This window comes from Moorena sp. SIO3I6, assembly GCF_010672095.1.
The window spans coordinates 1-8,651 of record NZ_JAAHHU010000216.1 but is presented as its reverse complement, the minus strand read 5'-3'; the positions used below and the strand labels follow the sequence as shown (position 1 = coordinate 8,651).

At 41.2% G+C, this 8,651-nt stretch carries 10 protein-coding genes; 5 read left to right on the top strand and 5 right to left on the bottom strand.

Annotated features, from left to right (window positions below; genetic code table 11):
• Positions 1 to 189 precede the first annotated feature (189 nt).
• The gene (locus F6K49_RS31725; protein ID WP_293064818.1) at positions 190 to 420 is read right to left on the bottom strand and encodes a hypothetical protein; all 231 of its coding nucleotides are present in this window, start codon (positions 418 to 420) and stop codon (positions 190 to 192) included.
• Positions 421 to 532: 112 nt separating this feature from the next.
• Here F6K49_RS31725 and F6K49_RS31720 point away from each other — a divergent pair, with 112 nt between their 5' ends.
• On the top strand, positions 533 to 1,168 hold the full coding sequence (locus tag F6K49_RS31720) for an ATP/GTP-binding protein (protein WP_293045867.1): 636 nt from the start codon (positions 533 to 535) through the stop codon (positions 1,166 to 1,168).
• A gap of 126 nt (positions 1,169 to 1,294) precedes the next feature.
• Here F6K49_RS31720 and F6K49_RS31715 read toward each other — a convergent pair whose 3' ends face one another.
• Together F6K49_RS31715 and F6K49_RS31710 are read right to left on the bottom strand one after the other, a co-directional pair.
• Entirely contained in the window at positions 1,295 to 2,548 is a 1,254-nt protein-coding gene (locus F6K49_RS31715; protein WP_293103033.1) for a hypothetical protein, read from the bottom strand.
• A 33-nt stretch (positions 2,549 to 2,581) separates the two neighbouring features.
• Positions 2,582 to 3,640, bottom strand: coding sequence for a polysaccharide pyruvyl transferase family protein (locus F6K49_RS31710; protein ID WP_293020092.1), 1,059 nt, complete (start codon positions 3,638 to 3,640; stop codon positions 2,582 to 2,584).
• 456 nt (positions 3,641 to 4,096) lie between these two features.
• Here F6K49_RS31710 and F6K49_RS31705 point away from each other — a divergent pair, with 456 nt between their 5' ends.
• Positions 4,097 to 4,237 (top strand): hypothetical protein, encoded by a 141-nt coding sequence (locus F6K49_RS31705; RefSeq protein ID WP_293020094.1) that lies wholly within the window; start codon positions 4,097 to 4,099, stop codon positions 4,235 to 4,237.
• Entirely contained in the window at positions 4,221 to 4,652 is a 432-nt protein-coding gene (locus F6K49_RS31700; protein WP_293020096.1) for a polynucleotide kinase, read from the top strand. The genes F6K49_RS31705 and F6K49_RS31700 overlap by 17 nt, the downstream gene beginning before the upstream one ends.
• A gap of 182 nt (positions 4,653 to 4,834) precedes the next feature.
• Here F6K49_RS31700 and F6K49_RS31695 read toward each other — a convergent pair whose 3' ends face one another.
• Positions 4,835 to 4,990 (bottom strand): hypothetical protein, encoded by a 156-nt coding sequence (locus F6K49_RS31695; protein ID WP_293103029.1) that lies wholly within the window; start codon positions 4,988 to 4,990, stop codon positions 4,835 to 4,837.
• A gap of 29 nt (positions 4,991 to 5,019) precedes the next feature.
• On the opposite strand from F6K49_RS31695, the gene F6K49_RS31690 reads away from it, so the two are divergent.
• Positions 5,020 to 5,142, top strand: a complete 123-nt coding sequence (locus F6K49_RS31690) for a hypothetical protein (protein ID WP_293020098.1) — start codon at positions 5,020 to 5,022, stop codon at positions 5,140 to 5,142.
• Positions 5,139 to 6,284 carry a succinylglutamate desuccinylase/aspartoacylase family protein gene (locus F6K49_RS31685; protein ID WP_293020100.1) on the top strand — a complete coding sequence of 382 codons (1,146 nt, stop codon included), beginning with the start codon at positions 5,139 to 5,141 and terminating at the stop codon, positions 6,282 to 6,284. Before F6K49_RS31690 ends, F6K49_RS31685 begins: the two co-directional genes overlap by 4 nt.
• 108 nt (positions 6,285 to 6,392) lie before the next feature.
• Here the strand turns inward: F6K49_RS31685 and F6K49_RS31680 are convergent, their stop codons facing one another.
• Positions 6,393 to 7,997 (bottom strand): helicase C-terminal domain-containing protein, encoded by a 1,605-nt coding sequence (locus F6K49_RS31680; protein WP_365939940.1) that lies wholly within the window; start codon positions 7,995 to 7,997, stop codon positions 6,393 to 6,395.
• Positions 7,998 to 8,651 lie beyond the last annotated feature (654 nt).

Genomic DNA, 8,651 nt, shown 5'->3' with positions numbered 1-8,651 from the left:
GATTTAGCGTTTTGACCAGTTGTGGTGAAGAAGCGGTATTTCTGGTTCTAGCTAGTAAAGCAGCTAAGCAGGGAGTATTGATGTTAGAAATTAAACGAACTCTGGCTGAATTAAAACCAATGTTGCTCTAGTAATTTTGTGGGTATTACTCTACTAATACCTTTTAGATAAAATGGATACAATATAGGTTTATTGGTTATTATTAAGGGGTGATAGATAATGGGTAATGGGGAATTTAAAGACTAGCATTAATTCCCCATTACCCATTACCAAATGGTAAAATTTTTTAAAAATTGTTGTTCGCGTAGCGTGGCCTACGGCCAAGGCATTCTCGATTATTGGTATAACGTCAGTTATTGGTATAACGTCAGTGGGTGTGTGAAATTCAATGTAAGCTATTTTTTGTTTAAGGTTGACCACTAACAGTCAACCATCAACCGTCAACCGTCAATCGTCAACAAATTACCTTGATTCACCCCAACCTACTGGCACAGTTGATAACCTGTAGTATTTGCTAGGAAAGCATAACCCAATGGACAGTATACGGATTGTAGTAACGGGAACAATAGGGGCTGGCAAATCTACTTTTGTCAGAACATTCAGCGAAGGTGCGGTTATTGAAACAGAACGAACCGCTACGGATGCCACATCATTGCTTAAGAAAAAAACGACCGTTGCCTTAGACTTTGGTTTGCGTCCCTTAAATCGGAACTTGGATTTGCACCTGTATGGAACTCCTGGTCAAGCTCGCTTTGATTTTATGTGGGATATTTTGATTCGCCGAGCTCACGCCTATATTTTATTGATGGCAGCTAATCGAACCACTGATTTTGCTAGTGCTCGTCAGATTTTATCGTTTATGCAGGAGCGGGTTACTATTCCCATGATTATTGGTCTGACTCATACTGATGTTGCAGGGGCATGGACTCCAGAGGAAATTATGATGCGCATGGCATACATTGGCGATCCTAATCAACCCCCAATTGTGGCTGTTAATCCCAATAATAAGACCTCAGTATTTGAAACTGTAATGATTTTGATGGCTCAGATGCTTTGCCAAGGGAGTGTTATTGAAAGTGCTAGGAGAGAAAAGGTAAGTCACTCAGCTCCCCGACCTGTTAAGAAGCAATATCATTGGCCTAATCCCCAGTTTTTAGAAGGGGGTTAGTCAGGGATCAGCATTCAGCTATAGAAAAAGCTGAATGCTAATCAGTTCTACCAGACTTTTCCAAGTTTTTAGCTTAAGCTCGCCCTTAACGAACGCGCCCCGCGTGGCCTACGGCCAGGATGTCATTCAGCCCTGGTTTGCGCTATATAAACTTAGGCTATTTAGAATGTCTTTGATTGGTTGTTTGACCAAATCAAATGGCTTCTTAATAAAATAAACGTGAAGTATTGAACCTACTACTTCAGCAATAGTTTTGCCTTGGCAAAATAGATAAGCTTTACCATTTTCTATTTTGCTCTCAAGAGCTTTTACTATTTTTTCTTCGGCTTTAACCTCTTTCGCTAGCTTCAAAATTGCTACAGCATGACTTAGATCATGAGTATCTTGAATTTGCAATATTCTGTTCCAATTACTGGGTAATTTATCTGGAAATGTTATGGCTTTTTCTAAATTACCAGAAATCAGTAAAGGCAGCATAGTTCTCACGCATTTAGGGCAGGTTCCACAGTTGGTTTCACCACCTTCATTATTAGTACATACCCTCAAATTTTTCATAGCAAAAGGGTCTTTTGCTAAAAAGTTAGCAATTTTTTCAACCCTTTGGGTCTCTGAACCGTCATGAACTATATTAGTTTTTTCCGTTGACCATAGGTGGTCGAGTAATGGGCTAGTTCCCCAAGGGAAAACATCTTTATAAGAATCTGTTGAAGGAATTAAAACAGATTCTAAACCTGCTGAAAGAGAAAGGGAGACTGAAGCCAAGCCAGCCCCATGATAATAAGGTCCCCATTGTAAGTTAAAATGATTGCGGATATTTGTTTCACCGACAATACAATCTATACTGGCTGCATGGGCAACTTCCATAATCCTTGAGATTACCTTTTTTTCTTGACCATGTTTATAAATGCGTAAAGGTCGCTCAATGCCTTTCATGTAAATTAAATGAGAAAGGGGAATTCCAAAGTCGCTAGGGGTCTTCGTATGTTTAATAAAGGTATAAAACGAATCCACGCCCAAGGAGAAAAATGCCCCAACTTTGCTAAGGGATTTTTGATCATAGTTTGTTGGGGATTCTGCGGTTACTAAAACTTTTTTCAGCTGGGATGGATACCACTGATGAAAGATATCTTGTATGGTAGGTAAATTGCGAAAAAGTTTCGCGGACATCAGCGGTTTTATCTCCAGATTTTCACCTTTCTCCATTGCCGGTAAAAGTAAGGCAGGAACAAAAGCATCGGCGCTTTCAGTTACAAAATCAGCGAATCGTTGAGGATATTCAAAATAAATCTCTATTTCTTGGTCAAGGCTATCAACCTGAACGAGACCAACAAGTCTCACTCTGTCATTAGCAATGATTTTTTCAACATGCAGTAGTTTCATAATAGTTGTTAGTGTATTTGAATAAAGTAAAAACTATCTATTGGCAAAAACTTTCTCAAGACATTCTTTCGCAGTTTTCGATTCTTGGCAGATAAACTCTTCTGGTCTTTTGTAATTTTTGAAAACTGTTTCTATCTGCTCTATAGACAAGGGCTCCATAAAATTTACCACTCTTGCTGTCGGTAGCATTTCTGACTTATCAATGTAATGCTTAATTTTTGATTCGGAATTAACAATTCCAATATTGGCAATGCCAAGGATATCGGCTAGTATAATTGAGTGCAGGCGATTACCTATGTGAAAATCCATGTGCCTGAGGATTGCTAGAAACTCTTCCGGATTTTTCCATGAGTTGATTTGGCAATTAGCAGCAGGTAAATATTTTTTCAGTCGTTCGTGGAAGCGATTATCATTTCTTTCATTTCCTACATGTCCTGGTAGCAAATGAATCATACAATTATACTTGTCAATGAGTGGCATTAACTGTTTGGCATAAAACTCAGCTCTGCCTTCACCCCACCAAAATTTTCCAGAGAAGGATATGTTGGCAATATCACTAGCTTGCTGGGCTGGTTTGACAAACTTTTCATACATAGTCAAATCCAAGAAAGCCAAGTCACCTCCTAAGTCAGGTGATTTAGCAAGTTGAAGCTGTTGCAATGCCATTTCATAGGAATGGTTATCTCTAAGGTATAGCAGGTCGGCTTTTTCAAAGATATCAGCTATCTTTTTTTTCTTCTCAGATTTCACGCTTTCTAATCCAACACCCAGGAAGCAGAAACGCTTACCCATTAATTTTGACAAGGCTTGCATCCTTGATAAATTCCTGGGCCTGTCTTGCAGGTTTAAGGTTCCCCCACCCCAGGCTATGCAGTCACTTTTCAAAAGTAATAAAGTTCTTTTGAGTTTTGATAGTTGTGCATTCCTAAAGAACACAACTTTGTCACTAAAACCTTGGTAATAGTTAGTTTGGCAACAGATAAATATTTTTTTGACATCTTTTTTGCTAGCGAAATAATTAGTTAACTGATCCACAAATAAATCGTCGCCAATATTACCATAACCGTAATAACCAATCAGGAAAATATTCACACTCTGTCCTTAAGATTATATCATTTTTTTAGAAATTAATCAACAAGTACATTGCTCTATAAAACAAGTGGCTTCAGCTAATTAATTAGACAATAAGCCAGCATCTTAATCAGCGATTACCATCAAGGGAAACATCCAAGCCAAATGTCGTAAGCATGGATGTAACTAATCAGGAGTTCAATCAACTCGTTGAATTGGCTGAATTTTATTTTAAAAGCAATTATAGATATAACTTCAGCAAAATTTTCACAATTCCAGAAAAATTCACGAAAACATTAACTAAACCAGTAACTAGATTAAGCTTTGATGAAAAACTGAGGGGGTGACATCAGCCCTAAAAAGCTTAGTATATAATGCTTTGATGCCAATGACCTCATGGAAGATACAGTCGGAAATTAACCCTCCATTCCCTGTCTTGATGCAAAGCGCGAGTGGGGGAAACCACGGCAGTTGCTCATGGGGGTTCCCCCCAAGACCGCACTGCCTCATGGTCATCTCAAGCACCATCACCAAGTTCAGGTGACTAGACCTCCCCAAGACCGCGCTGCATCGCTAATTGGTGTACCACCCAGCAAGCTTCATGAATTTAAAACTTGAGCTATTTGTAGATTGCGACTGGACCATTCGCCAGCCGAGTGGTCACGGTAGATTTATTGACTACCCTGACCAGCAAAAAGTTATTGAAGGAGCTGATAAAGCTCTGCAATGTTTCAAAAATAAGGGTTATATCATTCTTGGGGTGACCAATCAGGCTGGAGTTGCAGCCCGACATAAAACCCTGAAGAATTGTATTAAAGAGCAACAGAAAACTCTTAAATTGCTTCCCCAGCTCAAAGGAATTATTTTTTGTCCTGACTATGGGACAACCTGTTATTATTGCGAGCAACACTACTTTTCTGAAGTAACCAGTAAAACATACGCTGGAGAATACCGAAAACCAAAGCCGGGAATGATTTTGCAGTTTAAAACGAGCGGCTCTTCAGCTTTGATGGTTGGCGATCGCGAAGCGTGACCGAAGGTCAATCGCAACGAAGATGCTGAGGCAGCCGTTGCAGCTGGAATTCCGTTTATGTGGACATTGGATTGGCTAGCCAAATATGGAAGCTGACATAGGTCTATTGAGAAACTCACCATAGGGAAAGCGAACGCGCCCCGCGTGGCCTACGGCCAATCGCATCTGTTTCGGGTTGCCAGTTACTCTCCCGCCACTTGTAGAATATCCGCGTAGAGGTGAGGGCTGATTAGGATTGATAGAAAAAGGGAACTTGGGAACAGGGAACATCGAACAGTAGGAAAGAGAACCGAAGAGTTTTTGATGTTATGATAAATCAGCAAGATTGTTAATGACATATTTGTAAATGTTTTTAAATGGTATCCTTATGAGGTACAGTCAATTTTATTACCCCTACTCCCTACTCCCTACTCCCTACTCCCTACTCCCTACTCCCTACTCCCTAAAACCCAGGACGTTTTACCTAACCCAATTTAAAACTGCTATATGAATCCAACTATTTCTACTATTCCAATTCAGCAACTCACCTCAGGCGATCGCATTTCGCTCCAAGTCTATAAATTCGTTGGCTCCCAACCAGGAAAGAAGGCATATTTACAAGGCAATCTCCATGGTTGTGAAATTGTTGGTAATGCAGTGATTCACCAGTTGATTGACTTTTTGAGCACTCTGGATGACACTCAGCTGACTGGGGAAATCTGGCTGGTCCCTGTTTGTAATCCAGCTAGCACTAATCAGCGTAGTCATTTCTTTGCCACAGGAGGATTCAATCCTTACGATGGTCAAGACTGGAATAGGATTTTTTGGGACTATGAAAAAGAGTGTGATGATTTAGAGGATTTCGCCCAATCTCAACTTAATTTGAACCCTGATGAAATCAGAAATAACTATTTAGCACGGATCCAGTCTAGCTTGAAACAACACTTAGAAGACTGCTACTCTCCGAGGGGATTACCGTTTCGTCACCTTTACCGCTATCAACTGCAATCTTTATGTGTAGATGCTAACTATGTGATTGATATCCATAGTTCTACTAATCAAGGACTTGATTTCTTGTATGGCTTCTACTCTCGGGAAGAAAGCGCCAAAGACTTTCTTCTCGATTATGGAATTGTGATGCATGAAGATGAGTATGATGGTGATGCTTTCGATGAGGCATTTATTAAGCCTTGGCAAGGGTTAGAGAAAGCCTTGGCTAAGTTAGGCAGAACCCTTCAGTTTGATATTGAATCATGGACTCTAGAATTGGGATCTGGGATGCAAATGAATCCAGAGTCGGTAAAAAATGGAGTATACGGTATCAAAAACTATTTGTCGAAAAAAGGAATGTTAAAACTACCGGATTTACCGATAACTGATCCAGACTCCTACAAAATGCAATTAGCATCTAAAGATAACATCGAGAGATACTATGCTCCGGCTGGAGGAATGATTCAATCGAGAGTTAAGTTAGGGAGTGTTGTCAAAGTAGGAGATAGACTTTATCAGCTACTGAGCTTTAATAAAGAAGGAAATCTACCGAATGTAATTGATATCAAGGCCGAGACAGATGGTTTAGTGTTTGATGTTTCAACAAATTATAGTGCGAATCAAGGAGAATATGTGCTATCAATACGGCAATTTGATAATTAGGTAGGGGTGAGAACAGTTAATGAAAACTTGGATTGTAATTAGGACTTGGGCTCCTCAACATTTTGGCTTTAATGTGATTGGCTTTAATTTGACCAACCTACTCACTTTCTAAAGCCAACTATCTTGTCCTTCTGGAGCATCTGAATTAAACCAACTAGCATCTAAATAATTAATTCGAGCAAAAGGACTCAAGGCTGATAGCACATGGCGTCCATAACTGCGGCGGTTTACACGATTATCTAAGATGGCAACACAGCCTTGAGTAGCTCTTACTGGTGCTACTGCTCGTTGTAATTCTCTTAATGCTGTTGGTAATAAATATAAACGAAACCAATCCATTAGTTGCTGCTTGTAGTAAGCGACTCGACCAGCAACTAATGGATTTTCCAAAGAGGGAATTGGTAAGGTAGCAATCATCAACAGTTGGGGAGAGGGGATTTGAGCTTGATACCTATGCCAAAATTCCCAGCCACAAATCAAAATACCTCTGTCACTGAGACTGGTGGTTTCTACCTGCACCCGGGAACCAAATTCTGCTGCTAAGACTGCCCCTAACTGGGCTTTGAGGGGGACATCTCCAACTAAAATAACGACTGGTCTGGTGATGTCAGGACTTAGGTTTAGTAGGGTGCGAATTTCTTGAGTCAGAGCGTTTTGAAATCGCTCTGTATTGGGCATGGGTAGACGATCGGGCAAATACAGTTGAATCTGTCGGTGAGGGGAAAACTTCAAACAGGTTAACTCGCCTAATCCGAGCTGCTGACGGTAAACAGAGGCAGTTTTCTCTAAATCTAGAGCCCCACCGATTAGCACTACTGGCTGTCTCGACCAAATGGGATTTAAGGCTGTAGCCACTTCTACTGGTGCGCTATATAAGGAAAACTGACCTTGCGATCGCGCAACGGTTGCCCACATTAGCTGACCTGACTGCTGCCAGAAGTGGCAAAACTTTTCCCAGGGTTTTAGCCGATACAGAGATTGTGCTTCAGTGCTTAGGGAACTTAGTCGATCAAATAGCTGTTCCAAGCCATCTTGCTGATCAGCTTCAATCAGGTAGCACTCATAGGGGTTAACAGGGCGCTGAAATAAGGCTTTGGTTAGCTTTACCCGCACATCCCGAATCAAATCAGCCTCTTGTGGGTGGGCTTGCATCAGTGCGTCCCAGTCTTGGGGCTGGATGCAGCCTTTAAGCTGGTTACTAGTCCAAGATTCTAGGTCATCCACACCATCAATCACAGTAGGGATGTGATTAGGAAACCAGCCCTTGTTCTTCAAGCGGTCTGTTAGCCAAGATTCTGGTGAGGTAATCAATAGTCCTTGGAAGGGTTGATCGGGAAACCTATCGCTGGTATGAATTACCTTATCGCTACCAAAGCACTGTTGTAAAAGGGGAATTTCCTTTTGCAGCAACCATTCTTGTATCCATAAGGGTGCTACTACGATCACAGGTCCAGACCAAACTAGTGCTGGTGCTAGGTAACTCAGGCGATAGGAAGACTGTAGAGAGGTTTCCTGCAAGGGTTCTAAACCGGTCTGAATCAAAGCAGAACGCCCTAACCGCAAGGCTCGTGCCACTAGCCTCGCCATAGTCAATTGGTGAGGCCAATTGGGTTGACCCTGCGATCGCAGAAAATCTCGTAACGAGGAATGAACTTTGACTTCAATCAAACTAGCATTCAACGGCTTTGCCTCGTTAAACTGAGCAATGAGCACTTATACTGTGATCTTAAATCATGTATTGGGCAAATATCGTGAAAGACTAGACAAGCATATATAGGATTAGGCTGCATCGAAGCCAGAGGTAGTAGCTCAGTATTTTCCTGATTTCCCAGTAACTATTGACATCACGCTATTACCCTTGCTAGGGTAGTAGCAGTAAAAAGAAATTGCCAAATTTTTCATGGCTTAGCCGCAAAGAGACATGTTCAGCCCCAGCTATTACTTTTATTTTTGGTTTAGGGAAGTTCACCGGAGGTGACGATAGTTCCATATGGAACCCCCCGGTGGACCGCAGCAATATAATCTGCGGTCCTTTGTTTTTTTAGGCAAAGCAGCGACAAGAGCAAGACATGACCACCTACCTTTACAACATTTACGGCTTTTACTTTTTTTGGCCCAGAAATCGTTCCGGGTAGTAATGGTCGTGCCAACCTTTCACAGCAACCCGGAACCTTCAAGGAACCGGGTTTTTTTTATGTCCATATCTGTAACTAAATCTCTAACTAAATCTCTAACTAAGGAGTCCGAAACCCATGTTGAACGCTAAATTAGCACTAGCTACTAACCCCAATCACCAAACCATCGTTAGACTCTCAGAACAAGTTGTCTTCGGTGGCTCAGAACTGGTGATTATTGGTGGTCCATGTA

Bases quoted from the DNA above. Each gene is read 5' to 3' on its own strand.
- F6K49_RS31720 (WP_293045867.1), top strand. From the start codon at position 533: ATGGACAGTATACGGATTGTAGTAACGGGAACAATAGGGGCTGGCAAA.
- F6K49_RS31715 (WP_293103033.1), bottom strand. From the start codon at position 2,548: ATGAAACTACTGCATGTTGAAAAAATCATTGCTAATGACAGAGTGAGA.
- F6K49_RS31705 (WP_293020094.1), top strand. From the start codon at position 4,097: ATGGGGGTTCCCCCCAAGACCGCACTGCCTCATGGTCATCTCAAGCAC.
- F6K49_RS31700 (WP_293020096.1), top strand. From the start codon at position 4,221: ATGAATTTAAAACTTGAGCTATTTGTAGATTGCGACTGGACCATTCGC.
- F6K49_RS31695 (WP_293103029.1), bottom strand. From the start codon at position 4,990: ATGTCATTAACAATCTTGCTGATTTATCATAACATCAAAAACTCTTCG.
- F6K49_RS31690 (WP_293020098.1), top strand. From the start codon at position 5,020: ATGAGGTACAGTCAATTTTATTACCCCTACTCCCTACTCCCTACTCCC.
- F6K49_RS31685 (WP_293020100.1), top strand. From the start codon at position 5,139: ATGAATCCAACTATTTCTACTATTCCAATTCAGCAACTCACCTCAGGC.